The 24,251-nt window shown below is 48.8% G+C and carries 28 protein-coding genes; 7 read left to right on the top strand and 21 right to left on the bottom strand.

Annotation, left to right across the window (positions count from 1 at the left end; genetic code table 11):
* Positions 1-76 precede the first annotated feature (76 nt).
* The 10 genes from RYZ26_RS05785 to flgB form a co-directional block, all read right to left on the bottom strand.
* Entirely contained in the window at positions 77-370 is a 294-nt protein-coding gene (locus RYZ26_RS05785; protein ID WP_317682217.1) for an ATP-binding protein, read from the bottom strand.
* A 270-nt stretch (positions 371-640) separates the two neighbouring features.
* Positions 641-1,363, bottom strand: a complete 723-nt coding sequence (locus RYZ26_RS05780) for a hypothetical protein (protein WP_317682216.1) — start codon at positions 1,361-1,363, stop codon at positions 641-643.
* A gap of 43 nt (positions 1,364-1,406) precedes the next feature.
* Positions 1,407-2,609: a lipase family protein gene (locus RYZ26_RS05775; protein ID WP_317682215.1), complete on the bottom strand. Its 1,203-nt coding sequence runs from the start codon at positions 2,607-2,609 to the stop codon at positions 1,407-1,409.
* Positions 2,610-2,753: 144 nt separating this feature from the next.
* Positions 2,754-5,243 carry a hybrid sensor histidine kinase/response regulator gene (locus RYZ26_RS05770; RefSeq protein ID WP_317682214.1) on the bottom strand — a complete coding sequence of 830 codons (2,490 nt, stop codon included), beginning with the start codon at positions 5,241-5,243 and terminating at the stop codon, positions 2,754-2,756.
* Positions 5,243-6,310 carry a flagellar biosynthesis protein FlhB gene (gene flhB, locus RYZ26_RS05765; RefSeq protein WP_317682213.1) on the bottom strand — a complete coding sequence of 356 codons (1,068 nt, stop codon included), beginning with the start codon at positions 6,308-6,310 and terminating at the stop codon, positions 5,243-5,245. The genes RYZ26_RS05770 and flhB overlap by 1 nt, the downstream gene beginning before the upstream one ends.
* Before the next feature lie 9 nt (positions 6,311-6,319).
* The gene (locus RYZ26_RS05760) at positions 6,320-7,081 is read right to left on the bottom strand and encodes a flagellar biosynthetic protein FliR (RefSeq protein ID WP_317682212.1); all 762 of its coding nucleotides are present in this window, start codon (positions 7,079-7,081) and stop codon (positions 6,320-6,322) included.
* Between the two features lie 10 nt (positions 7,082-7,091).
* Positions 7,092-7,358 (bottom strand): flagellar biosynthesis protein FliQ, encoded by a 267-nt coding sequence (fliQ, locus tag RYZ26_RS05755; RefSeq protein WP_317682211.1) that lies wholly within the window; start codon positions 7,356-7,358, stop codon positions 7,092-7,094.
* A 12-nt stretch (positions 7,359-7,370) separates the two neighbouring features.
* A complete protein-coding gene (fliE, locus tag RYZ26_RS05750) occupies positions 7,371-7,688 on the bottom strand; it encodes a flagellar hook-basal body complex protein FliE (protein ID WP_317682210.1) in 318 nt (105 codons plus the stop codon).
* Between the two features lie 18 nt (positions 7,689-7,706).
* Positions 7,707-8,120, bottom strand: a complete 414-nt coding sequence (gene flgC / locus RYZ26_RS05745; RefSeq protein ID WP_317682209.1) for a flagellar basal body rod protein FlgC — start codon at positions 8,118-8,120, stop codon at positions 7,707-7,709.
* A 50-nt stretch (positions 8,121-8,170) separates the two neighbouring features.
* Positions 8,171-8,572, bottom strand: coding sequence for a flagellar basal body rod protein FlgB (flgB, locus tag RYZ26_RS05740; RefSeq protein WP_317682208.1), 402 nt, complete (start codon positions 8,570-8,572; stop codon positions 8,171-8,173).
* A 221-nt stretch (positions 8,573-8,793) separates the two neighbouring features.
* Between flgB and RYZ26_RS05735 the strand changes: the two genes are divergently transcribed.
* From RYZ26_RS05735 to RYZ26_RS05715, 5 genes are read left to right on the top strand one after another with little or no spacing between them, the layout of a single operon-like run.
* Positions 8,794-9,153: an EscU/YscU/HrcU family type III secretion system export apparatus switch protein gene (locus RYZ26_RS05735; protein WP_317682207.1), complete on the top strand. Its 360-nt coding sequence runs from the start codon at positions 8,794-8,796 to the stop codon at positions 9,151-9,153.
* A gap of 1 nt (position 9,154) precedes the next feature.
* A complete protein-coding gene (locus RYZ26_RS05730) occupies positions 9,155-9,490 on the top strand; it encodes a hypothetical protein (RefSeq protein WP_317682206.1) in 336 nt (111 codons plus the stop codon).
* 8 nt (positions 9,491-9,498) lie between these two features.
* Entirely contained in the window at positions 9,499-9,837 is a 339-nt protein-coding gene (locus RYZ26_RS05725; RefSeq protein WP_317682205.1) for a FliO/MopB family protein, read from the top strand.
* On the top strand, positions 9,834-10,625 hold the full coding sequence (fliP, locus tag RYZ26_RS05720; protein ID WP_317682204.1) for a flagellar type III secretion system pore protein FliP: 792 nt from the start codon (positions 9,834-9,836) through the stop codon (positions 10,623-10,625). The genes RYZ26_RS05725 and fliP overlap by 4 nt, the downstream gene beginning before the upstream one ends.
* A gap of 7 nt (positions 10,626-10,632) precedes the next feature.
* Positions 10,633-10,995 carry a response regulator gene (locus RYZ26_RS05715; protein ID WP_317682203.1) on the top strand — a complete coding sequence of 121 codons (363 nt, stop codon included), beginning with the start codon at positions 10,633-10,635 and terminating at the stop codon, positions 10,993-10,995.
* 271 nt (positions 10,996-11,266) lie between these two features.
* On the opposite strand, the gene speE is transcribed toward RYZ26_RS05715, so the two are convergent.
* The 11 genes from speE to RYZ26_RS05660 all read right to left on the bottom strand — a co-directional run bounded on the left by speE (position 11,267) and on the right by RYZ26_RS05660 (position 22,250).
* Entirely contained in the window at positions 11,267-12,112 is an 846-nt protein-coding gene (speE, locus tag RYZ26_RS05710) for a polyamine aminopropyltransferase (RefSeq protein WP_317682202.1), read from the bottom strand.
* Positions 12,109-12,597, bottom strand: a complete 489-nt coding sequence (gene speD / locus RYZ26_RS05705) for an adenosylmethionine decarboxylase (RefSeq protein WP_317682201.1) — start codon at positions 12,595-12,597, stop codon at positions 12,109-12,111. The genes speE and speD overlap by 4 nt, the downstream gene beginning before the upstream one ends.
* Positions 12,598-12,777: 180 nt before the next feature.
* On the bottom strand, positions 12,778-16,221 hold the full coding sequence (locus RYZ26_RS05700) for a tetratricopeptide repeat protein (protein WP_317682200.1): 3,444 nt from the start codon (positions 16,219-16,221) through the stop codon (positions 12,778-12,780).
* 22 nt (positions 16,222-16,243) lie between these two features.
* Complete coding sequence (locus RYZ26_RS05695; protein ID WP_317682199.1) at positions 16,244-16,975, bottom strand: OmpA/MotB family protein; 732 nt, start codon at positions 16,973-16,975, stop codon at positions 16,244-16,246.
* Entirely contained in the window at positions 16,968-17,894 is a 927-nt protein-coding gene (locus RYZ26_RS05690) for a flagellar motor protein MotB (RefSeq protein ID WP_317682198.1), read from the bottom strand. Before RYZ26_RS05690 ends, RYZ26_RS05695 begins: the two co-directional genes overlap by 8 nt.
* A gap of 16 nt (positions 17,895-17,910) precedes the next feature.
* Positions 17,911-18,573, bottom strand: coding sequence for a protein phosphatase CheZ (locus tag RYZ26_RS05685; RefSeq protein ID WP_317682197.1), 663 nt, complete (start codon positions 18,571-18,573; stop codon positions 17,911-17,913).
* Positions 18,574-18,614: 41 nt separating this feature from the next.
* Positions 18,615-19,001 (bottom strand): chemotaxis response regulator CheY, encoded by a 387-nt coding sequence (locus RYZ26_RS05680; RefSeq protein WP_028879207.1) that lies wholly within the window; start codon positions 18,999-19,001, stop codon positions 18,615-18,617.
* Between the two features lie 175 nt (positions 19,002-19,176).
* A complete protein-coding gene (locus RYZ26_RS05675) occupies positions 19,177-19,962 on the bottom strand; it encodes a MotE family protein (RefSeq protein ID WP_317682196.1) in 786 nt (261 codons plus the stop codon).
* A gap of 18 nt (positions 19,963-19,980) precedes the next feature.
* Positions 19,981-20,496 (bottom strand): DUF6468 domain-containing protein, encoded by a 516-nt coding sequence (locus RYZ26_RS05670; protein ID WP_317682195.1) that lies wholly within the window; start codon positions 20,494-20,496, stop codon positions 19,981-19,983.
* Between the two features lie 5 nt (positions 20,497-20,501).
* A complete protein-coding gene (fliM, locus tag RYZ26_RS05665; protein WP_317682194.1) occupies positions 20,502-21,638 on the bottom strand; it encodes a flagellar motor switch protein FliM in 1,137 nt (378 codons plus the stop codon).
* A 54-nt stretch (positions 21,639-21,692) separates the two neighbouring features.
* Positions 21,693-22,250, bottom strand: a complete 558-nt coding sequence (locus tag RYZ26_RS05660; RefSeq protein WP_317682193.1) for a flagellar basal body-associated FliL family protein — start codon at positions 22,248-22,250, stop codon at positions 21,693-21,695.
* Between the two features lie 418 nt (positions 22,251-22,668).
* Here RYZ26_RS05660 and flgF point away from each other — a divergent pair, with 418 nt between their 5' ends.
* Both flgF and flgG read left to right on the top strand, forming a co-directional pair.
* Positions 22,669-23,400 carry a flagellar basal-body rod protein FlgF gene (gene flgF / locus RYZ26_RS05655; protein ID WP_317682192.1) on the top strand — a complete coding sequence of 244 codons (732 nt, stop codon included), beginning with the start codon at positions 22,669-22,671 and terminating at the stop codon, positions 23,398-23,400.
* A gap of 51 nt (positions 23,401-23,451) precedes the next feature.
* Positions 23,452-24,237 carry a flagellar basal-body rod protein FlgG gene (flgG, locus tag RYZ26_RS05650; protein ID WP_317682191.1) on the top strand — a complete coding sequence of 262 codons (786 nt, stop codon included), beginning with the start codon at positions 23,452-23,454 and terminating at the stop codon, positions 24,235-24,237.
* Positions 24,238-24,251 lie beyond the last annotated feature (14 nt).

Genomic DNA, 24,251 nt, shown 5'->3' with positions numbered 1-24,251 from the left:
ATCAAATTACGCATAGACTTCTCCTCATAAAAAGAAGTCTTGAATCACATTCTACGCAATTTGTAAATCCACTTTGTCAACAGGACCTAGAAGACATTTTTGATGATGTGGTTACTACGCCAAGCTGTGAAATATCATTGGCGCTAAATCCGTATCCGTTATCAACTATACGAATTCTTTGCTCGTCTTCTTCAATGAAGACCTTAATCGTGTCTTTTTTAATATGGCAAGAGTCAGAAGCATTTTTGATCAATTCAGACAACGCCACTACTGGCGCAAAAGCAACTGCAAAAACTTGTTCAAGCTTGTCTTCTGGAATTGACACTGAAACTACTGGCATAACTACCCCTTCTTCAACAAATTTAAGCATCAGTCATTTTGTCAACATGCAACTGATAAGAGTTGCTTTGATTGCTTATCATAATACTAAAAATACACTTTGGTAGTTGTATACCAGGGAAGCATTCAAAATCAACAACAGCTAAGCTATTATTGCAAAAGAAAACATTAAACTCGTTAAACAAGTGCGTTTAGTAACGGTTGTATCAGGAAAATTGCTAAATGTTCGCCTCATAAATCCATTTAGGTGTGTTTGCTACATAATACCGGAAATTACTCGTTGTAAATAAAATAGCTGTCCCTAGATCATATTCTCAATTTTTGCGAACTCATTTCTAATTTGTGTAAGTTTTTGTTTAATGTGTTCCAATAGAGAATGATCATCTTCGGTATTATTGCCACTTGTTAGGCCTTTCTCGGTTTCCCATAACATACTGGATACATCACTACTGACAGTTCCAATGCCAAGTTCAATCTTAGAATACCAACAATCTTCCTTGCGTGTGATGCGTTCAAGTATCGGCAAAATTTTTTCAAGGACAGGAAAATACTTCTCTTCCAAAAGCAGAAGCTTTTCTTTTTTTTCTTTAATCCTTAATCGTCTTTCCCATTCCTCTTGGGATACATATGCCCCATACTTCATATCTGACAAATTTGCCTGTCTGTGCTTCTGTCGGTTCAATGGTTTTAGATCACTACGTGGCGTATGTATTGGGGGGACATATATTGGATTTTCAAGCGGTTTATAGGCATATTGAAATATTGATTTCGGCTTCTTAAAAATAACAATAGCCGAATACAAAAAACGTGCACCTTTACATTCTTCACATTGATCCACCGTAATCTTATTAATTGCGGGCAGAGAAACAACCAATGAATGTTCATCCGGACTTGTACAAAAATCACAGTGAACCTCTTTAACTACGATTTTCGCTTTTTTTGTCCTAATGGCCTCAGGAACAATTGCGCATCTACTGTCCATAGCGTCATATAGGGTCCAACCATCATTTATATCAAACTTCATATCTATCGCCCCTCATAAATCCCCCTCCTTTCTCTCATCATTCTCAGGATTTGTCTGAACGCACATGTCCCCAAAACGCTAGTTTATCGACATAATGCGCAATGGAGTGATCACTGGCAGCAGCAGCACCACCGGTTGCCATCAGACGGGTCCAAATCCAATACCACCTTGAAATCTGAGGTGGATTGGCCAGCACCAGTAAGTTCCTAAATTCAGGCTCCTCTTCAGTTCCAACTGATTCTGCTGCGCTGAGATAACGTAAATCACCGTAATGGCGATACCCGCGGAATTTTTCGAGAAGTACAGCCAGTTTGTCCATGTAAGGAATAAAAGGAATCGCCCTCAAAAATGTCGTCGCTACATCTACTCCAACCCCGGGCGGCAGACGCGGGACAATATCAGCTGCATTGATAAAGCGATAAACCGGGGGGCGGATCATCTGACCAAATTGCATATTCCCAACCCGTGGCCCACCAAATGTGTAACAGGCTGCAATATTTTCACTCGGCAGCGAATGCGTCGCTACAACTGCCAGCGCACCGCCTAAACTGTGTCCCGTAATATAAAGCGGAAATTCTTCCAGCTTATATTCTTTCAGACAATCAAGCAGCTGTTTTTCCACGACATTGAAGGCTTTCCAAAAACCTGGATGAACCTTAACTTCCGGCCAATTTTCCTCTTCCCCCTTCAACTTTTGACCATGGGGAATAAACTTATTGCGCCCTGGTCCACCCAAACGTCCCAGAACCTTTGGCATCGCATCCAGATCAGATTTAATATCAGTAATTTTCTTGGGTTCCGTCCCACGGAAAGACAAAACCACAAACGGTTCACGACCATCCTGTTCGATTTTGGCAATAAAAGCCTGCGTATCTGCAATCAAAGGAATATGAACCGAAAAAACATCAATCAGTTTAAACTTCAGTTCTTTCAGGCCTGTTTCCAACTTTGCATAATTATCACTGCGCCCATCTTTATCGGACAGTTTTTGCAAAATATTCAGAAGCTGCGTCGTATTAAAATCTTTATGGATTTCTTTCTTATCAACTTGTTTTTCCGCCTCTTTTTCACCAGTCACCAAAGTAAGTACATCCGAAAGAGCTGCATCAACAGTAGTTGCTTTTTCAAATCGAATGTAGGCCAGCGCCGACATCTGCGCCATCAGCCAAGCCGTGCGGTCTGAATAAGCTGCACGCTTAAGCGGGGGGACTAACAAGTGTTTATAGGGGACAATTTTATCAGTCATGACAGCACCATTGATACCTTACAACAAGATCGTATGAGCACACGACTAAACCCAAAAAGACACAGATAAAGATCGTGTTTTATTATTTTAGACACGTTTCTATATACATGACTTTTTCTTTAAACAAAAGCGATCAAAACACTTTTAGATTTCGCCCAGCACATCCTTCACCTTAAAGGCGAGGTCCTTCAGCTTGAAAGGTTTCGGGAGGAAGTGGATAGTAGGGTCGTTTTCAATACCTTCAGGGATCACGTCTTCGGCGTAACCGGACATAAAGATCACCTTGATATCGGGGAATTGACCGCGTACCAGCTCTACCATATCCGGGCCTTTCATGCCGGGCATGACGACGTCGGTGATGATCAGGTCGATCTTTTTACCCTGTTTCTGCACGATCTCCCAGGCCAGGTCACCGCTGGAAGCTTCCAGCACGTTATAGCCCTTGGCACTGAGCGCACGCGCGCCAAACAGACGGACCGGGTCTTCATCTTCCACTAACAAAATGGTTGCGGTCCCGGTAAGGTCAGCGTGATCAAACAGGTCGGGTTGCTTCTTATCGACTTTTACAGGCGCAGCTTCATCTTCTACCGCCGGGAAATAGATGGAGAATGTCGTGCCTTTTTTCAGCACGCTATCCACAAAGATATAGCCATCGGTCTGGCGCACAATCCCGTAAACGGTGGACAAGCCAAGCCCGGTGCCCTTGTCCACATCCTTGGTGGTGAAAAACGGTTCAAAAATCTTGGTCAGGTTTTCAGGCGGGATACCACAGCCCGTATCGGAGACTTCGATGGATACATAACGCCCCGGTGGCATGGTGTCATGGGCCTGCTCAATCGGTTCAGCCACATCAGCGTTGGACGTGCGAATGATGACTTCACCTTCGCCATTCATGGCATGACCTGCGTTCACAGCCAGGTTTACGACCACCTGTTCCAGCTGTCCGGTATCCACGCGGATTTGCTTCAAGTCCCGGCCATGTTCAATACGCAGATGAACAGTTTCCCCCAAAGATCGGTTGAGCATGGACGACAGATCGGAAATAACGGCCGAAATATCAACAATTTTAGGCCGCAAGGTCTGTTTGCGCGAAAAGGCCAGAAGCTGGCGCACAAGATCGGTTGCCCGGTTGCCACTTTGATAAATCTGCTGAAGTTCCTGGTGATCAGGATCACCCTTGGGGTGACGTTCCAGCAGAATTTCGCAAAAACCTGTAAGCGCGGTCAGCACGTTGTTAAAATCATGCGCAACCCCGCCTGCCAGCTGACCAATGGCCTGCATCTTCTGGGCCTGCGTAAATTGCAGTTCAAGATCACGTTGTTCGGTCGCATCAATAAAGTGCAACACCAAACCGCTGATCTGGCCTGTTTCATCTTCCATATGTCCGGCAAAAACAGAGACAGTCAAGACACGCCCCCGTGCTGTAGCCATCTGCACATCAAACCGCACAGCGGCAATGGCGCCCATGGCGACCTTGCCCAATTGACGTGAGGCATCTTCATGATTTTCTGCCTTGATCTGATCGAACAAGGCACGGCCCACAATGGCTTCCTGATGACGGCCCAGCATTTTTAAAAAGGCCCGGTTGCAGTCACTGACATTCAAATCCAGATCGAGCACCGCAATCCCGATGGGGGCTTCGTTAAACAGCCAGCGCACCCGCGGATCATATCCCAAGGTCGCGCGATTGGACGGGCTCTGCACCCGACGTGGCGTGATATCACCCTGTTCAATTCCGTCTCGCAAAACGATACAGCGATTATGGACAAAACGGCCCTGGGCGTCGTAAAGCTCGGTCTGTTTAACATAAACATCAAAGCGCATGCCGTCTGCGCCTTTCAAACTCATAACGCCTTCCGCCCCATCATTCATTTCCAGCACGAAATCGGACAGACCCAGCCCCGTGGCACGTGCCATTTCAGGCGAAACCCCCAGCCAGTCGCCAAAGGTCTGGTTTACAAAACGAAACCGTCCGTTCTGATCAGAGCTGAAAAAGCCAACAGGCAGGTTATCGACAAAATCAAAGGTCTGGCGAAACTCTTTTCGTTGTGCTTCCTCCATTTCCCGACGTGCACTGACATCCCGCGCCAACCACATAGAAAACCCGGCAGGCTTCCCCAAGGGTGCAACTGAAATACGCCGCCATTCGCGCGTACCATCCATCAACCGGACAGGCAATTCTGCATGATCCCCAATGCCTGCTGCGGCATTGGCACGCATCCGTTCAAATTCCGAGATCGCATAGTCACCATCCAGAAGATCAATCAAGCCCAGAATTTCCGCCTTGCCCGGTGGCGTTGGTAAAAGTCTGCGAAAACCTGGATTGGCATAAACGGTGGAACCATCACGTGCCGTGATCAACCTAGCTTCAGGTAAAACATCAATTGCCTGGCGTAACAAATCACCAAAAGCGCCCGCATTGCCAGATGAACCAACCGCCCAGCCCAATAACGTCAAAGCCCCCATGGCAATCAGCAAAAAACCATAGGTCCAGAGCGGATTATACCCAATGAGAAAATGGTTTCCAGCTGCTGCCAATAACGTCGCCCAAGCCAATACCCCCCATGTAAGGGGTTGGCGCACAAGTCTTTTGATCCGCCGTTTGGCGCGCATGGAAGCAGTCAGCGGCATCATTAATTCAATTGCCCCTTCAAGCGCATCACATAACCAATAACCTCAGCCACCGCAGCGTAATGTTCCGCCGGCACTTCCTGATCAATTTCAACCGACGCATAAAGCGCACGGGCCAATGGCGGGTTTTCTACGATTGGTACTTCATTGTCTTCAGCCAAATTCCTGATACGCATGGCAAGTTCATCCATACCTTTTGCCACCAGCTTGGGAGCTGACATCATTTCCTGCTTATATTCCAGAGCACAGGCGTAGTGTGTCGGGTTGGTCACAACAACGTCTGCCGTAGGTACCGCTGCCATCATACGTTGGCGGGCACGTTCCATCCGCAATTGCCTGATCTTCGCCTTGATTTGAGGATCACCTTCAGATTGCTTGTGTTCATCCTTCACTTCTTGTTTGGTCATGCGCATCTGTTTCATGAACGTATATTTTTGATACGCATAGTCAATTGCCGCAATCAAGGTCATAAGAGCTGTGACACCAACCAACATAATGACAGCAATATCATACATCAATTCCAACGTATGGAAGACATCGTAGCTGGGAATAACTTCTATATCGTAGAAGATCGGTATAATCACGCCAAAGGCCACCCCACCTACGAGCGTCATTTTGAAAATCGTTTTGAGCAGCTCCATAACAGAACGGGTTGAAACAATCTTTTTCACCCCCTTTTGCAGAGAAATATTCTGCAACTTCGGCTGGATCTTTTTGGGCGCCCAAATTAATCCAGTTTGAAAGACGCCTGCGATTACCGCTGTGATCATAAAAGCAAATAGTAAGGGTAAAACTCTTAATCCCATATCAGCCAGCAAACGCTCAAACAGGACACTCAGGTTATGGCGATCAACTGAAATCTGATATCCATCCGCAATGTAAAAAACAATAGGTTCCAGGATGCTTTCGGCAAATGCAGGACCTAAAAACACAACAAAAACCGCAGCGGAGAAAAAACTCGCCCAGCTTTTAATTTCCTGTGATTGAGAAACCTGTCCGTCATCTTTCGCTTTTTCAAGTTTCTTGTCGGTCGGTTCTTCTGTTTTTGACGCGTCGTCTTCTTCAGCCATACCTGCCCCTTATGGTTCCAGAAACCGAATTAAGTTCTGTTGGTAATACTGCAAGAATACCATGACAATACCCGAAATGGTAAACATTAGCATCATCAGCGCAATCATGATCTGAGCGGGCATGGCAACAAAGTAAATTTGGAACTGTGGGTTTAGACGACTGATAAGACCCATCGCCAACTGAAACCCAAAGGACAACAGGAAAAACGGTGCCGCCAATTGCACCCCGATTTTGAATGAACCTGCCACAGTCTTGCTAAAAAACTCTGCAAAGTCTCCAATCGGTGGCAATTTCCCAGGTGAAAAAAGCGTGTAACTGTCAATCACCGCCGTCAACATTAAATGATGCAGATCAGTCACGAAAATCGTCACCAGTGCAAGATTTACAAAAAAGGTCGAGATAATCGATCCCTGAGCCTGTGATACCGCGTCAAATGAGAAAGCGTTAGACAACGCAGCAACAAACGCAATGATCATCCCCAGAATATTCATCGCACTCAGCATGACCGCCATGAGCATACCGAAAAAGAAACCGATAAGAATTTCACCACCCAAAATCATCAATAGCTCAAGCGGATGAATGGGAAAGGGAGGGAAACCGTGAGAAACCGCAGGAACAAGGACCAAAGACATCATCAAAGCCAACAGCATACGCGCGCGCATTGAGACAAAAGTCGCACTGAAACCGGGCATAACAATAAGCGCGCCACTCAAGCGCGCCAGAATAATGCCGAAATGAAATAAGTTAAAAGTGATGACTTCGCTTAACATGCAAGCCCCGCTAATTCAGGGCAATAATTTTATCGAATATCGACTCACCGAAATCGAGCATGTTGTTAATCATGAAAGGCAAACTCAAAACCAGCGCGAGAAAAATCACAATGATCTTGGGTACAAACACCAGTGTCATTTCCTGAATAGAGGTCAATGCCTGAAAGAGGGCAATCAACAGGCCAACGACCAAGCCCGCCATCAGGATCGGTCCACCAATTTTTAAGATCACCCAGAAGGCTTCACGCCCAATTTCAATTACCCCTACATCATTCATATCAGCGCCTGCCTAAATCGGCATCTTGATGATGTCTTGGTAGGCCTGGATCACTTTATCACGCACAGTGACAACCGCTTGCAGGGTCACTTCAGCTTCGGCCACAGCCGTGATCACTTCATTAACATCAGCCGTGCCCGCAGCAGCGGCCAAAGACATGCGCTCACTCTTATAGCCAATATCAGCCGCTTCCTGTACGGCTTGCTTGAGCAGATCGGAAAAGTCGCTTTCTTCGGGTCCCTTTGCACTTTCCAGCGTCGGGAGTTTATTCATTTCTGCAGCAGACCTTGCGTAAGCGGCCGCAGCCGATGCCATCATATTATCAGCCATAATTCATTCCCTTTTCGCTTAGCGCAAAATCCCAATCGTTTGTTCTAACATCTTTTTACTGGCTTTTACCGTATTGACGTTGGCTTCGTATGAACGTTGCGCTTCGCGCATGTCCATCATCTCAATCAACGAATTGACGTTGGGACGCAGCACATAGCCGTTTTCATCCGCAGCCGGGTGGGCCGGGTCAAACGTGCGTTTAAAGTTTTCCGGACTATCTTCCTTGACCTTGTGAACCTTGACCGTATTAAAGTTCAGTTCGCGATCCAGTTCGTTCTTGAACAGAATTTTCTTACGGCGATAGGGCAATTCCCCCGGTTTGGTCGGCAAAGAGTCCGCGTTGGCGACGTTTTCAGAAATCACACGCAGACGCGCGCCCTGTACTTTCATACCGGCAGTCGAAATCCGCATACTTTTAAATAAATCATCCATTGTCCAACCTCAATTTACGGCCCTCACCGCCCAAAATCCAGCGAATCGCATTACCGTTTTCCCAACGCAATCCGAAATAACGCCAGATTTTTCTTGTATACTTCAGTTGTTAGCGTGTGGTCCACCTGAGATTCACTCATTTTGGTCATCTGTTCTTCCAGAACGACCTGGTTTCCATCAATGGTGGATTCATAGGGCTTGGCATCCATACCAGCATATTCACGCATACGTGCAGGACTGGTCCCGATATGTTTGGGATCCGTCCCGGTTGGCTTCACATGCATCGCTTGCGCCCGCATCAACTCTTTGAAATTGAACGGCTTTAAGTCACGGGCCTGATATTTCGGCGTATCCGCGTTAGCTATGTTTTCTGCCAACACTTCCTGCCTGTTGTTAATGTAGTCCATCCGCTTTTTGAGCGTAGCGAACAGCGACATTTTTCCTAAGTCCATTTCGAACTCCTAAAACTGACTTATGCCCTCGACCTCCCAAGAACAAAATTCAGTACATAGTGATACTTTGCCCATTGGTACGTAATTACTATGTAACCATTATCTTAACAAATGGTAAAGCTTTGTGTAAGTGTTTTATTTATATCAAGCGCTTAAGCTTTTTTAAAAGCTTCTGATTTAGGCTATGGTAAAACACTATGTAACCCCAAAGGACATTGATTTTGAGTGACGGCAAAAACAATATGCGCCCACCAAACGACCCCGAGCAAATCGCGGTCGCCCTGTCTTATGAAGGGGTAGAAAATAAAGCACCAGAAATCATCGCCTCTGGTCACGGCGCGGTTGCTGAACAGATTTTGCAAATCGCCTTTGATCAGGGTGTGCGTGTTCGTGAAGACGCCGACCTTGCCCAAATCCTCAGCCTGCTGGATGTAGGTGAAGAAATCCCGGTAGAGGCTTTTGCCACCGTCGCTGAAATTCTGACTTACGTCTATCGCGCCAATGGAGAAGAAATGCCCGGAGTTGATACCCCCTTAAAGCCCAACCCGGACACCATCGCATCTGAGGAAGAGGAAAACTGATATGGCAACCTCTCCCACCACAGAACATTTTGAACAGGAAATTGCCAAGATTAACGACTTCGTTCAAACTGCGCAGCGGCTGATCCATCAAAGCACCATCGTGGATATTTCCCAACTACAAGAAAAAATGGCAACGCTCTGTGCAGAATTGGAACAGGCCCCGCCTGCAGATGCCAAAGCCGTATTGCCCAAGTTGGAAAATCTGTTTAATTCCATCGAACGGCTGGAAAACGATTTGAATATGCAGCATGATGCGATCTCCGAACATTTTCAGGCAACACAGGAACAAGGCGTTAATCCCCTGTTTGCCCAGGAAGTCAGCGACGACGAAGATTAGGACCAACAATGGAAATCACCGACTATCTCAGATTTGTTTTTGCTTTGGCGTTTGTCGTTGCGCTAATCGGCATATTGGCCATGCTGGCAAAACGTTATGGCATGGGGTATCGCAATGTGGCGCGTACCACCAAACGCCGCCTGAGCATTTCTGAAATCATGCCAATTGACAATAAACGCCGTTTGGTTTTGATTAAGCGGGATGATAAAGAACATCTTCTGGTTTTAGGCGGGACAACGGACTTGGTTGTGGAACAGAATATTTCAGATAACGATTTCAGCTTTAGTGATCATCTGGAAAAAATTGATGACAACACCTCTTCTGCGACAGAGGATAAATCATCATGACCAAAACACAGATTTTAAAACTGTCGCTGTCAGGCGGCCTGATCTCTGGTCTTGCTTTCCTGGTCTTGGCCGTCTGTAATTCAGAGGTTCTGGCCCAAAGCTTCACCATGGACTTTGGCGACCCCAATGTAGGTGGGCCAGAGAGTACCACATCGCGCATCATTCAGTTGATCGCGCTCACAACGGTTCTGTCACTGGCCCCCTCCATTCTGGTGATGGTGACCTCTTTCACCCGTCTGGTGATTGTCTTCAGCTTCTTGCGGACCGCGATGGGGACACAGCAAGCCCCCCCCAACCAGGTAATTGTATCGCTGGCACTTTTCCTGACCTTCTTCATCATGATGCCAACGTTCGAACAGGCCTATGATCAGGGTTTGCAACCCTATATGAACGGCGACCTGGAAGAAGTTGCAGCCTTCGAAAAAACCGTGCAGCCGTTTCATAACTTCATGATGCAGCATGTGCGCGACAAAGACCTTGACCTGTTTTTGGGTATCGCACAGGAACAGGCCAAGGCAAACCCGGAAGAAGTGCCGCTCAAAGCCCTGATCCCGGCTTTTATGATTTCAGAGATCAGAAAGGCGTTTGAGATCGGCTTCCTGTTGTTTATCCCGTTTCTGGTCATTGATATGATCGTGGCGTCCGTGCTTATGTCCATGGGTATGATGATGTTGCCACCGATCATTATCGCCCTGCCCTTCAAGATCATCTTCTTCGTCCTGGTCGATGGCTGGTACATGCTTGTCGGATCGCTTGTGAAAAGCTTTGGGCAAGGGATATTGGAGTGACGATGCCATGAAAATCGCCCTTGTTGATGATGATAAAGCCCTGATTAAAACCCTGTCCCTCGTTTTGGAAAAAGCAGGCCACCAGGTATCGGTTTATCACGCAGCAACAAGTGCCATTCTGGATATCACCGATGAACAGCCTGATCTGGTCATCACCGATATCTCCATGATTGGTATGGACGGCTTAAGCCTGATCGAAGAACTACGCAAAGCCCCACAATTAAGCGAGACCAGCTATATCGTCATCAGCGGAAATGAAGGCGAAGGATGGGAACAGAAAGCCATCGTCGCAGGCGCAAGAGGATATATTCCAAAGCCCATCGACCTTGAGACATTCCCCTTACAAATCATAAAAATTGTGCGCGGCTGAAAACAGAGCGTGTCGCGCCAAGGTGCATTCACTTTCACGACCAATACAAGAGCTGTGGGTAGAAACCTTGCATGCAGCGGTGTTTCTCACCGCAAATGGAAGGTGCCGCCCTCCACATCTCTTATATTGGTCGCCTTCGGTGCCCTATAAAGTTCTTTCATGCCGCGTCAAAATGCTTGACCGATGCCCCGCATCGCTCTGTGCAAGTTTCCTAACCTGAAAGAACTTTATAGGGCATGAAATGAATTCAACTTGGCACGATACGCTCTCATTATTTCAGCAGTTTCTGGATATAGCGCGGCAATGAAAATGCCCCGACATGCACACCCGGTGTGTAATAATTTGTATCAAAGCCCGCTTTGTTGAAACGTTCTTCGATCACATCCACAGACTGTACACGCATGGCCGGATCGTTTGACGCCCAAGCCAGTGTCATGAAACCACCGATATAAGTCGGCACCGCCACCACATAAAAAGACATATCTTTAAAGTGCGGGGACATGCGATCTTGAGTAGTTGTCACTTCGTCTGCCTGGAAAAATGGCACACCATTCTGCGTCACCAGAATACCTTTTTCCGTCAGACACGCCTGACAGTCACGATAGAAGTCAGAGGTAAAGAGAACTTCCCCCGGACCGATCGGGTCGGTGGAATCCACAATGATCACGTCAAAGCGATCAGTTGTTTCTTTCACAAACTTCAGACCATCGGCAATCACCAGATTGCAGCGTGGATTTTCAAATGCGCCCGCGCTGTGATCGGGGAAATATTTTTTCGACATTTCCACAACAGAAGCATCAATTTCCACCATGGTGCAGTCAACATCTTCATGGCGCAGCACTTCGCGCAGCACACCACCGTCACCGCCACCGATGATCAGCACTTTCCTGGCAGCGCCATGGGCCAGGATCGGCACGTGGGAAATCATTTCATGATAGATAAATTCGTCACGGTCCGTTGTCTGGATCACACCATCAAGGGCCATCACGCGGCCAAAATAATCATTTTCAAAAATGATCAGGTCCTGATGTTCGGTCTTTTCTTCAAAGAGGATATTGTCCGCTCTGAAGCGCTGTTGATAGCTATCATACAGCGTTTCACCTACCCAGCGGGTCATACGTCTTTGCCACGCAGTTGTTCGTCCACATCAATGCGATCCGGACCAAACGCTTCCTGCAGGAAAGGAACTGCTTTATGGGGGTCACAATCGCCACACATAAACACATCCAAAGCTGCATAGGAAGCTTCAGGCCATGTGTGAATGCTGATGTGAGATTCCGCCAGAACCAGCACGCCGGACACCCCGCCGTTTGGTTCAAAATGGTGCAGATGACAATGCAAGATCGTTGCCCCTGCGGCATCAGCACCCATACGCAAGGTACGTTCGATGAGATCAATGTCGTCCAGCTTGCTGGCACCCCATAAATCAATCAGCAGATGGGTACCTGCATAACGAACACCATTACGTTCGATGAAGTAATCTTTATTGTTCTCAATCACGGTATAACCGTTCTTGGGCATTTCTTTTTCGCGGACCTGGGTTTCGCTCGGCTGAACATCCGAGTCCATCCCCAGTTCGGCAAGAGCAGCAGTCTTGGGCATACTCACCCCTTTCCAAACCAGTAGACAGATGATCCGCAAAAACACTTCCCTTGCGGACAAGGCGACATGAAATGCCGTAGTTTCAGGTGAAACTCAAGTTAAATTTTCAAATTTATGACATTTTTTTGTCGGCTCAGTCAGGTTTTGGATGTCAACTTACGCTCTAGCTTGGCTCAACACCTAGTTAATCGCACTCAATTCACCCGCCTTCAGACGTTCCTGATATTCAGTCATAAAGGTGGTGAAATTCTCAGCAGGCTTGATCAACTGATTAATGGTGCGCGGGTCAAGCATCCCGGCATTTTCCCGTGACGCAATCAGACGGAAGGCATCACGCAAGGACGTCTGTTCCATCGCCCCACCATAATCGGTACGTACCCGGCCCACGCCGCGTTCGTTACTGCCCAGTGTATAAGCCACCGCCAGGTTCAGAATCAGACGGGCCTGTTCCTCGTTCAGCGGCTTGTTGCGACGTGCCCCCTTGGCAGACGCCAGACGTTTCAAGACCGCACTGGCATTGCGCCAGTCACTGGCATTCCAGTAAACCTCACTGCGCAGCATATCAGCGGCTACCGTTTCGTCTTCCAGATTATCCAGCATGGTCAGTGCCTGGGTCGTCTGACCCATATCAATCATGGCGCGAGCTTCCAGATGACGGCGGATGATAATATGTTCTTCGGTCATGTTGGGTTGTGCCGATTTCTTCAACGCGCGAATGGCACGCTTCGGCTTACCCGCAGCCAGATAGACCACAGCCAGTCGCGTCCCCACCTGTGCCTTCTTCTGTCCGCTCAGGCGGAACTGAACCTGGTTTTCCAGCAGTTCTGCAGCTTCGCGCAGCAGGTCAACCGCTGCCAGACGATCCGCCAATTTCCGGATCATCTCATCACCTTTTTCGCCCGCAGGTGTCAGTTCACGGAATTCATCATAAAGCGCAATGGCTGTAACAGGCGGCAAGTCATCTGCCTTGCCTGCGAGGTAAAGTTCCTCGAAGATGCGAATCATTTCCTGGGTAACGGCTTCTGATTCTGGATGTTTACGGAAATAGGTCGCAGCTTGTCGAAGTGTGCGCAAACCGTCGCGATAATTTCCGACCTTCACATACATATCACCCAGGCGACGCAGCAGGTTGAATTCAAAGTCATCGCCCCGCCAGGCAAAGCGCAGTTTTTCAAGCGCTTCGATCATTTCTTTATCGCTGATACGCTCATGCTTCAAAAGCAGTTCTGCTTTAGCGAGCGACGCTTTCGCGCGCGATGGACGGTGATTGCCGTTTTCCACTTCTTCATAAACAACAACCGCACCATCCGGGTCACCGCTGATCTCTTTCGTGCGGCCGCGCAGATATTTCACCGCATCGGCTTGGCGATTGCCCAATCCTTCGGCTTCCAGAACTTCCAAATAATCTTCGGCCTGACGCACATCGCCAATGGAAAGGGCTGATTCTGTCAACAATATACCCAGCGGAAATTTCAAGCGTGGCGGATAAGGACGAATGACACCCGCCAGACGTTTCAAGTCCGGGGCGACTTCTGTCAGATTACCATTTGCAGCCTGCAGGGCGGCTTTCCAAAATTCACCTTCATCCTTTGCATCGACTTCGTTATTATCGAAATCTTCTTCAGCTTCTTTCAAACGGCCCATGGTGAAGTTTGCCACCCCACGCAACGCCATAAATTCCGCATCCTGGCGTTTTTCCGGGTCAGCCTTTGCCATCACATTCAAGACACCAAGGGCTTCTGGTCCCATCGCGTGAGAGACATAGAAACGTGCCAAGTTCAAACGGGCGATTTCACGACGTGGACCGCGCAATCCCGCCACCGCTTTTTCCATATCCTGTCGGTTCTTGCGATATTCATCCAGTTCGCCGACTTTCCATTTGTCGAAATCGAACATACGCGAAATGCCACGCAAGCCCCCGATCTTGGCAGAAGCCACCGCCTTTTTGCCCGTATCAGACAGTTTCAGACTACTGGATGCTGTCATTTCAATCCCGGTCTTCAGGGTACGGATACGCAAGTCATCTGCTTTCGGTACATAGGCTGTGCCTTGCGAACTTGCCAATACATCAAACTGTGGATAGCTGCGCGGTGTATTCACCCCATGCCCCAGCGGGATCACAGGAACAACCACTACGTTGTCACCCACAATCGGGTCCTGAAACGGTACCGCCAAGCCCGCTTCCTGAACTGGCAGGAACAGACGCGCACCTGCGGGGGAGAACGGCTGGGCTTCGATACTAATTTCCTGAGAGGCCACAAGTGGCAACTTGCCAAATTCAAAAATCCAGGCGAGACCTTCGCGTTTCGGGCGCGGGTTAAACCCTTCCGCCGTTTCAATACGCAAAACCGTCGCACGTGGAATATTTAACTGTTCAATCCCGGTAATGCCGCCGCCCGCACTTTGGGCCAGGGCCTGAACATCCTGATTAGTCTGTTTGTCAAAGACCAGCCAGACCGCCCCACTGCGTCTAAAGGCCGCAGCCGCAACAGGTTCCCCAAACTCAAAGCGCAGAGAGAATGCACCCGCAAGCCCGGCGGCATTGGGTCCGGTCTGCGCAGGTGTTTCTGCGACTTGGGGCTGCGGCAGGGCTTCAGGTTGTGATACCTGTGCAACAGGGGCCGCTTTGGGTTTAGGTGGTTCATTTGCGGCAGGTGCAGGTGCAGACTGTGCAACAACCGGAGCAGGCGCAGGTGCTGGCGTCGGTGCGGGTGCGGGCGCTTGCGCAACCTGTGTTGGCGCAGGTGCCGCAGCCGGAGCAGCTGGTTTTTGTGCCAATCGATCACGATAGACATCCACCACGATCTTGGTGCCCACATAAAAATGCTTGATGCGTGAACCGGGTGTTACCGTCAATTCCACCGCATTGCCATTTTGGCGCAGGCCACGGACCTGACCGCTCAGATTGCGCTGGGCAGCAGCAAAGTTATATTTGGCAGGTTCGGCAAAATTGACGATGGTCTTTTGCTCATAATCGCCAATGGAATAATTGATCTTCTTCGTCCAGTCAAAAACGATCCGGGTATAAGTTCCCTTCTCCCCTTTGCGCACACGAATGGTCGGGCCGTTTTGCGGAATAACGGCTGCTTGTGCCTGAACGGCAGCAACCTGTTGAACCGGGGCTGACGCCACAGGGGCAGGAGCTGGCGCTGGGGCCGCCTGCTGAACCGGTGCGGGAGCCGGAGCGGGAACAGGCGCGGGCGTGGGTGCAGGAGCAGGAGCAGGGGCTGGCGCGGGGGCCACAGCCGCTTTTGGCGCAGGCTCCCCAACGATATCCACCACAAGATAACTGCCGCTATAGAAACTACGAACCCCATAGTCGCCATCGGTCAGGTCAATCGCGATATTGCGTCCGCCATTACTGGGGCGCACACCACGAACATATTTTTTAAGGTTGTTACGAACTTCGTTGTAAGAGGTTTCAGCAGGTTCACCCAACGTGATATTGAGAACACCGTTTTGAATTTCAGCGGTATAACGCACGGGGATAGACCATTTAAATACAATCCTGCCATAGCCGGGGTGACCACCTGCGCGCACGGCAATACGTTCGGCCCATGCCGCTTCAACAGCAAACATGCCGATCATAAAGATCATCAAGCCTATGATTGCGCGCATCATCATGCGGACCGCTTATCTCCCCTCATCATTTTAACACCCCGGTTTGCAGAACCATAATATCGACCCGGCGCGCCAATGCATTCTTTTTTTCTTCTGGAATAGCAGGTAATTGCGCATAACCGCTATCTCCATAACCATATGCCAAGAATTCTTGTGTGAAGCCAGACTTTCTTAACGCATTTCCCACCGCAATGGCCCTAAAAAGTGATAATTCCCAGTTCGACGCATAATCCTGACCCGATGCCGGTTCAGGATCCGTATGTCCAGTTATAACAATCTGATTACTAACATGTCGTAAAACATCGCCAATTTTTAACATGGTATCGTTGGCACGCGTACTCAAGTTCTTGCTACCACGGGTAAAAAGCAAATCACCCGGCAGTGAAATCAGCAATCGATCATCCAGTAACTGGATCATGGAACGTCCCAGCACTTCATCTTTATCGACTTTTTCCGCCAGAACGGCCTGGAGATATTCCAGATTAATGGCACGCTGTCTGAAAACGGTGGAAATATTGTAATCCGCCGTCGCGGTTGCCACCGTTTCCGTCTTTTTCGGGTTCAGGGTTGTGGACAGTGAATCCGTGATGGCATCCCATTTGTCAATCTGCACCGTCGCCATGGAAAACAGCATGACAAAAAAGGTCAGCATCAGGGAGACCAGATCGGTAAAGGTCACCATCCAGGCACCCTTTTTCCCTTCATTCTTCCCCATTGCAAAACGGGTCATGCCAACCTGACGACCAGAATTAATCATTGCCGCCTCCTTGCTGAAGAAGACGCGGTGGCTGTAAGGAAAGTGGTGCATTATCCGCAGGTGCAGGTGTGGGCTGAACCAACGGTGCAGGCTCAACAGGCGCGGTCGGTTCCAAACTTGGAAGCGGCACGCTGACGGCTGAAGAGGATGGTACATTCGGGCTTAGGGTCACGGGTGCAGGGGTAGCCTGAACTGGAGCCACAGACTTTGGCTTTTCGACCTTGATCAAAGGAGATTCTTCAAATCGGATACGGTTTTCTTCCAGCCCCCGGATATGGAACCAGATTTCCACCGTCGTGTTGTCGCCACCTTTTAAACCGATGGACACTGTGCCCGGTGGGGCACCCCGCGTTAACAGTTCCCGGGCAAAAGCACCTGCGCGTTCAATCGCCAGGTCTTGTTTATCCGGCAGGGTCATATCTTCTGACCAGGGGGTGGAAACAACAAATTCCATTTCAAAACGAAGACCTGGGGGATTAGCACTAAGGGCAGCAACAAGGCGGTCAACAAAGCCAGCCTGACCTTCGCGCACCACCGCCTTTTCCAATTCAAACAAACCATTAGCGTCTAGTTCCACGCGCATCAGGCGGCCGGGTTGAATGGCCTCCACCTTCACCACACCGATGACGGTGGAAAATAATCCCGTGACCTGTCTTTGGAATTCATCAGCCGCCAGAAACTCCCCTGTGGTTGCGTTGAAATCACGCAGGTCCATACGCGGAGGCAAGACAGAGGAAAAGGTCGATGACAAACTTTCCATCAACGCTTTGGATTTCACTTCTTCGGTGGAAGAAATGCTGACGAGCAAAATAAAGAAAGCAAGGATGAGAAGATAAAGCGACAAAAAAAGCGTAATCGTGCGACTGGGGTCACTCGCGGGTCTATCCCCCCCGCCAAAGTCTACCTGAATCCGGTCCATCGCTTTTTAACTGTTGTTAATCGAAACTGGCTAACAGTGCGTCAATATCTTCCTGACTTTTGCCCTGACCGTCCAGTTGTGGGCCTTCAAGCAAATCTTCATCTGTGATTTCTTTTGGACCGTCGTCTTCAGGCTCAGGATTCTCTGCCTTGAACTTTTCAATCTCAGAACCAAACGCATCCACCAGCGCATCGATTTTTTCTTCGATATGCTGCAAGGCTGTTACAACCTTGGTAATGCGCTGTCCGGTAATGTCCTGAAAGGTACAGGCTTCATAAATTTTGGTGGTGGCCTCCATCAGCTTGTCGCTGACTTCCTGCTCCACCTCACCCATCACATTCTCAACCAGTTCGGTTGCATCCATGATGCTGTTTGTCGCATCCGCTGTGGCTTCAACAATCGCATCCAGTTCGTCACTGGCGGATGTGAGATATTTATCTTTCACATCATCAGGACGTAACTGCGCGATCTCTGCCTTGGCAGAATGAATATAGGTGGCAAGTGATTCAAGCTCGGTATAGAGCTCCATATCAGCCGAGGTGACATCCCCCTTCATTGTAGACATGAGGCTATCCACCACATCCACAACATCTTCTACTTTGACAGTATCGCCATAAGTATCGCGCAATTCATCCAATCGCGCCGTCAAGTCCGGATCAACCTTGGTATTCGCTGACATGAAAGCTCCCCGAGTTCAAAAAACGTTAGATGTCGGAAAACTTAGAAGTCACCGATTACACTGACCATCTTGCCTTTAAGCGTTTCTGCGTTAAACGGCTTCACGATGTAGTTGGATACACCGGCTTCTTTCGCCGCAATAACGTTTTCAGATTTACTTTCCGCAGTCACCATAATGAACGGAATGTGTTTCAGCTTGGCATCCGCACGTACTTCACGCAGCAACTGAAGACCAGTCATTGGCTCCATGTTCCAGTCTGAAATGATCAGATCGAAGTTTGCTTGGCGAAGCTTTTGCAAAGCCTGGCTACCATCTGTTGCTTCATCGATGTTGGTGAAACCCAACTGGCGAAGAAGGTTGCGGATGATACGCAACATTGTTTTATAGTCATCCACGATCAGGATGGGCATATTAGGATCGACAGCCATTTAGAACTCCACTCCCAGAAGAAATATTTTTTAATCGGCGAGACCTTTAAAAAGTGGCAACTTCAAAAAGGCCTATATAAATTTAGTACTTGAGCATAGCGCAGGACGCAAGCCTTTTAAAAGAGAAACCAACGCCTTAGTGCATTTTTTTTTGAATCACGCTTACTTTTCGTACTTATTGTCCAACTGCGAGTTCTCCCGGCTTGGGCAAACTGCGTAAACGGAACAATTCTTCAGTCACGTCACGTGCTTTTTTCGGTGCCATTTTTGCCAAAATCGGTGCAAGGCGACGTTTATTCATTTTTTCAGCCACTTCCAAAAGGACGTTCATCTCAAGTTCTTCAAAGATTCGTCCCGCATCCTTCGGCTTCATATTTTCATAAATTTTAACCAGACTGACAAGCTTGGCTTCCTGTTCTTCATCATATTTGACCATGCTGTCTTCAATGGTGCGTTGCAGGGCTTTCAGCGATTGTACTTTTTTATCAATCCGCGCTTCGGCTGCCTTTAAAAGATTCTCGCGCACATCCAGTTCACGGGCCTGGGCCTCAATCTCTTCACGACGTTCTGCCAGTTTTTGCAGCAGATCCACTTCAGCTTGCGTATAGAATGTCGGATCATCAGAGAAGCTTTCGTCAGCAGCTTCAGCCGCTTCTTCTGCTTCAATCGCAGCTTCTTCTTCCGCAATGGCGGCTTTTTCTTCTTCACTTAATTCATCCGTATTGGCCTGTGCCAGTTCAAACACCTTGGGCGGTGAAGGATGACGTTTTTCCAGAATTTCTTTTGCAGATTTCGGACGCAGCGCGCCTTCTGCCTGTTCCGCTTCGGCCTGGGTTACGGACACACCGTCCATCCAGTCGCCGACCCCTGTCCAGATGGAGCCAATTTTAAACGTCAGTAAAAAGAACGCAACAAAGATGGTTACGGGCAAAACACGTAATCTTGTTAAGGTGGCCATCATGGTTCTTCTCCTGTCGACTTAGCGTACAGACTCAAGCGCCTTGAGCAGTTCGCGTTCTGCGTCTGTCTTTGGCTTGAAATCATCTTCAACGGGCTGTGCTGTTTCTTTCTGAACAGGGGCAGCCTGCGGCTGTTGCACCTTTGGCTGAGCTTTTGGCTCTGGCGAGGCAACGGTATCTTTTACTTTTTTACCAGCATATGCAGGAGGTTCCGGACGATTATTGCGCACTTGTTCTTCGAGCTTGTCGGCGGACGTCCCCGCCCGGTCGATTAGGAAGTTAAGATCATCGCGCAGATTTTCAGCCTTTTTGAGCGTATCCTGCACATCGCGTTTCATCTCATCAGCAGATCCAGTGAGCTTGTGAATGCTTTCTTCCGCACGGATGGTCGCGTCGTTAAAGCTTTGGGCAAGCTGCTCCAGTTCAGACTGATCCTTTCGCAGCTCTGACAAGCGACGATTAAGCATTACCGCATAGGCAATGGTGGCGATCAAAAGGATCGCAATCAGCATGTCCAAGATCAAAGCAAACGGCAACGTCCTTATCCTTTCTGCTTGGTTATTTCGTCGTCAATGCGGACGGCGATATTCTGGCCCTTACGGCCCATCTTACCAGTATACATGGAAACACCGCCACAACGAATTTCAATATCGGAATCCGGTGTCGCATTAAACATAATCTGTGAACCGATTTTCAGATTAATAATATCAGTCAGTTCCATATATTGTTCGTCCAGCACAGCTTCCAGATCTACATCGGTCTGCCAAAGTTCACGCGCCAGGTGAGTTTCCCAAATACTGTCACGACCAAACTTCTCACCCATGAACATCTGCAAGAGAAGTTCACGAACAGGTTCCAGTGTCGCATAGGGCAACAGCATTTCCACACGACCACCACGGTCTTCCATATCAATCCGAAGCTTGGCAACAATCGCGGCGTTACTCGGGCGCGAAATCGTCGCAAAGCGCGGGTTGGTTTCCAGTCGGTCAAACCGGAAAGTGACAGGCGACAGGGGATCAAAGGCAGCAGACAAATCGTTCAACACCACATGAACCATCCGTTCAACCAGGTTCCGTTCAATGGTGGTATAGGGACGTCCCTCAATCCGCATGGCAGCCGTACCACGGCGACCACCCAACAGAACGTCAACGATCGAATAAATCATGGAACTGTCGATGGTCAGAAGACCGTAGTTATCCCACTCTTCCGCCTTAAATACGCCCAGCATTGCAGGCAGCGGGATAGAGTTAAGATAGTCACCGAAACGGATGGATACAATGTTATCCAGCGAAACTTCCACGTTGTCCGATGTGAAGTTACGCATGGAGGTGGACATCATACGAACGAGGCGGTCAAAGACAACCTCGAGCATAGGCAGACGCTCATAGGAAACAAGGGCGGAGTTCAGGATCGCCTGGATACCGCTTTGCCCACCATCTTCGTCATGATCTTCATCAAAACCGAGAAGGCTGTCAATCTCGTCCTGGTTTAGAACACGCGTGGATTCACGACCACCGACCGCGCCAAGTAAATCGGCACCGGCACCGCCATCGTCGTCCCCGACCATGGACTCCCATTCTGCTGCGAGATCGTCATCTTCACCGCCATCGTCATCATCACCAAGGGCAGCTTCCCATTCCGCAGCGAGATCTTCACCTTCTTCATCGGCGACAGTCATAAACCCTGTCCTTCACGTCGTTCCATTATTCGTCCTGGATGAAAGCACATACAATTATTGTACCAACATCTCCTTAAAAAGCACATCATTGACTTTGACCGAGCCAACGGCCGTATTCACCCGTGCAAGCAATTCTTCACGCAGACGATACATACCCGCCGACCCTTTCAGGTCTTCAACCCGCAGTTCACGCAAATAGACCTGGAAGGCATCCACCACCCGGTCCTGCACAGTTTCGACCTGCGGTGTGTCCAGAGAGTTGGCAAGTTCAAGACTGACGCGGATTTTCAGGAAGCTGGATTTGCGCCCTGTTGTATTAAGGTTCACGAGAATTTCCGGCAGATCAAAAAAGGCAACCTGCAACGGTTCCCCATCCGGACCAACCGCAGGTGCACCATCTTCGCCCCCTTCACCTTCAGCCGTTTCTTCAACGCCCAAAAGCGGGTCAAGCAAACCTGTGAAATAGGCACCAGCTGCGCCCCCAAGAATTAAGACCAGCGGGATTGCCAGCAGCAGAATCTTCTTCTTGCCACCACCGCCGGAGCCGCCTTCCTCTTCATCGTCAAACTCGTCGTCGTCATCCATGTCGTCGTCGAGATCGTCATCAGCCATGTCTTTTGCTCACATATATTAAAACACAAACCAGTTAAACCGCATCTTATACGGCTATCCTTATTTACACCATACTAAGCAAGTGGTTAACAACTGATTTAAAGAGTTTTTTTTCTTTTCTTGTCAGCCTGTCAGAAAATCCCTGCAAATACGGCACATCAGTATAACACAGGCAGGCAAATTATGCCGCATCCGGGTCAAAAACACCCACGATCACCCGAAACAGGCATTTCTTGCCGCCGTGGTAGATTTTGACCGGGTAAAAAAGGAGGAGAAATTCGCACTCACTCGGAAAAAACGTGATTAACATGTTGAATTTAAATATTTTTTAAAACTGGCATACCTCGTGCATATTCCAAGACAAACGCAGCGAAATGCCTGCACCACTTAGAGCGAATTAGTTAAGAGGCTTAGCCAAATGGAAAATACATTACTCATCGCATTGTCCCGCCAGACATCGCTGCGTCGTGAAATGACTTCTGTGGCAAACAACATCGCCAACATGAACACGCAAGCTTATAAGCGCGAAAGCGTCATGTTTGATGACTATCTTGTAAAAAGTGATGGCGGCGATCGCATCATGGGGGACCGTATGATGTTCGTACGTGATATCGCCCAGTACCGCGACCTGTCCGAAGGTAATTTCGATGAAACAGGCAATCCGCTGGACGTTGCCATCCACGGTGAAGGCTATTTCGTTGTCGATACACCTGCTGGCAACCGCTACACCCGTAACGGCCACTTCCAACTGAACAACCAAGGCATTGTTGTAAATACAGATGGTCACCCGGTTTTGACCGAAGATGGTGAAAAGATTGAAACAGACCCATCTGATACCCGCATTGAAATCAGCCGTAATGGCGAAATCCACACAAACGCCGGCCCAATTGGGAAATTGAGCATTGTAGAGTTTCCCAATCCGCAGGAACTGGAAAAAGTATCCAACACACTATTAAGTTCCAAAGTGCCTGGCACACAGGTTGAAAATCCAGACGTTCATCAGGGCAAACTGGAAATGTCCAATGTTGAACCCATCATCGAAATGACACGAATGATCGAGGTTCACCGTTCATATGACCGGGCAAAGAAATTAATCGAAAAAGAAGATGAGCGGATCCGCAAGGCAACCACCCTCATCCGTCAACAGTAACAAGCGCCGATAAACGGCTAACACAGAGCGAAGAAGTTAGGAGTTAAAACAATGAGATCATTAAGTATCGGTGCTACAGGGATGCTGGCTCAACAACAGAATGTTGAAGTCATTTCAAACAACCTGGCAAACATGAACACCACTGCTTTCCAGCGTCGTCGTACTGAATTCCACGATCTGCTGTATCAAAACCTGCGTCGCGTAGGCTCCACATCCGGTCAGGATGGCTCGGTTGTCCCGACAGGTGTACAGCTAGGTCTTGGTGTTAAGCTGGCTGCCGTTTACCGTATCCACGAACAAGGTAACCTGAGCGCCACGGACAATACATTCGACCTTGCTATCCAGGGTAACGGCTTCTTCCAAATCACCCTGCCAAGCGGTGAAACAGCTTATACCCGTGATGGCACATTCCAACTGAACGGAAACGGCGAACTGGTCACACATGATGGTTATCTGGTTCAGCCAGGCCTGACAATCCCGGCCAACGCGGTTGACGTTACTGTAAACTCCAGTGGCGAAATTCTCGCCAAAATCGACGGTCAGGTGGCTCTGCAAAACGTTGGCCAAATTCAATTGGCTTCTTTCCCGAACCCGGCTGGTCTAAGCGCACAAGGGTCTAACTACTACCTTGAAACAGCCGCTTCTGGTCAGCCCGCAACGGCTGCACCCGCCACGACTGGTTACGGCAGCATCCTGCAAGGCTTCCTGGAAACATCAAACGTCAATGCCGTATCTGAGGTAACAAACCTGATTTCTGCACAGCGTGCCTACGAAATGAACTCCAAGGTGATTTCAACATCTGATGAGATGATGGGCTCCTTGACTCAAATGCGTTAAGGAGGGTCTGAGCT

The organism is Terasakiella sediminum (genome assembly GCF_033100395.1).
In the GTDB taxonomy this organism is placed as follows: domain Bacteria; phylum Pseudomonadota; class Alphaproteobacteria; order Rhodospirillales; family Terasakiellaceae; genus Terasakiella.
The sequence above is the reverse complement of the archived record's forward strand: the minus strand, read 5'-3'. Positions and strand labels throughout refer to the sequence as shown.

Bases quoted from the DNA above. Each gene is read 5' to 3' on its own strand.
- RYZ26_RS05785 (WP_317682217.1), bottom strand. From the start codon at position 370: ATGCTTAAATTTGTTGAAGAAGGGGTAGTTATGCCAGTAGTTTCAGTG.
- RYZ26_RS05780 (WP_317682216.1), bottom strand. From the start codon at position 1,363: ATGAAGTTTGATATAAATGATGGTTGGACCCTATATGACGCTATGGAC.
- RYZ26_RS05775 (WP_317682215.1), bottom strand. From the start codon at position 2,609: ATGACTGATAAAATTGTCCCCTATAAACACTTGTTAGTCCCCCCGCTT.
- RYZ26_RS05770 (WP_317682214.1), bottom strand. From the start codon at position 5,243: ATGATGCCGCTGACTGCTTCCATGCGCGCCAAACGGCGGATCAAAAGA.
- flhB (WP_317682213.1), bottom strand. From the start codon at position 6,310: ATGGCTGAAGAAGACGACGCGTCAAAAACAGAAGAACCGACCGACAAG.
- RYZ26_RS05760 (WP_317682212.1), bottom strand. From the start codon at position 7,081: ATGTTAAGCGAAGTCATCACTTTTAACTTATTTCATTTCGGCATTATT.
- fliQ (WP_317682211.1), bottom strand. From the start codon at position 7,358: ATGAATGATGTAGGGGTAATTGAAATTGGGCGTGAAGCCTTCTGGGTG.
- fliE (WP_317682210.1), bottom strand. From the start codon at position 7,688: ATGGCTGATAATATGATGGCATCGGCTGCGGCCGCTTACGCAAGGTCT.
- flgC (WP_317682209.1), bottom strand. From the start codon at position 8,120: ATGGATGATTTATTTAAAAGTATGCGGATTTCGACTGCCGGTATGAAA.
- flgB (WP_317682208.1), bottom strand. From the start codon at position 8,572: ATGGACTTAGGAAAAATGTCGCTGTTCGCTACGCTCAAAAAGCGGATG.
- RYZ26_RS05730 (WP_317682206.1), top strand. From the start codon at position 9,155: ATGGCAACCTCTCCCACCACAGAACATTTTGAACAGGAAATTGCCAAG.
- RYZ26_RS05725 (WP_317682205.1), top strand. From the start codon at position 9,499: ATGGAAATCACCGACTATCTCAGATTTGTTTTTGCTTTGGCGTTTGTC.
- fliP (WP_317682204.1), top strand. From the start codon at position 9,834: ATGACCAAAACACAGATTTTAAAACTGTCGCTGTCAGGCGGCCTGATC.
- RYZ26_RS05715 (WP_317682203.1), top strand. From the start codon at position 10,633: ATGAAAATCGCCCTTGTTGATGATGATAAAGCCCTGATTAAAACCCTG.
- speE (WP_317682202.1), bottom strand. From the start codon at position 12,112: ATGACCCGCTGGGTAGGTGAAACGCTGTATGATAGCTATCAACAGCGC.
- speD (WP_317682201.1), bottom strand. From the start codon at position 12,597: ATGCCCAAGACTGCTGCTCTTGCCGAACTGGGGATGGACTCGGATGTT.
- RYZ26_RS05700 (WP_317682200.1), bottom strand. From the start codon at position 16,221: ATGATGATGCGCGCAATCATAGGCTTGATGATCTTTATGATCGGCATG.
- RYZ26_RS05695 (WP_317682199.1), bottom strand. From the start codon at position 16,975: ATGATTAATTCTGGTCGTCAGGTTGGCATGACCCGTTTTGCAATGGGG.
- RYZ26_RS05690 (WP_317682198.1), bottom strand. From the start codon at position 17,894: ATGGACCGGATTCAGGTAGACTTTGGCGGGGGGGATAGACCCGCGAGT.
- RYZ26_RS05685 (WP_317682197.1), bottom strand. From the start codon at position 18,573: ATGTCAGCGAATACCAAGGTTGATCCGGACTTGACGGCGCGATTGGAT.
- RYZ26_RS05680 (WP_028879207.1), bottom strand. From the start codon at position 19,001: ATGGCTGTCGATCCTAATATGCCCATCCTGATCGTGGATGACTATAAA.
- RYZ26_RS05675 (WP_317682196.1), bottom strand. From the start codon at position 19,962: ATGATGGCCACCTTAACAAGATTACGTGTTTTGCCCGTAACCATCTTT.
- fliM (WP_317682194.1), bottom strand. From the start codon at position 21,638: ATGACTGTCGCCGATGAAGAAGGTGAAGATCTCGCTGCGGAATGGGAA.
- RYZ26_RS05660 (WP_317682193.1), bottom strand. From the start codon at position 22,250: ATGGCTGATGACGATCTCGACGACGACATGGATGACGACGACGAGTTT.
- flgF (WP_317682192.1), top strand. From the start codon at position 22,669: ATGGAAAATACATTACTCATCGCATTGTCCCGCCAGACATCGCTGCGT.
- flgG (WP_317682191.1), top strand. From the start codon at position 23,452: ATGAGATCATTAAGTATCGGTGCTACAGGGATGCTGGCTCAACAACAG.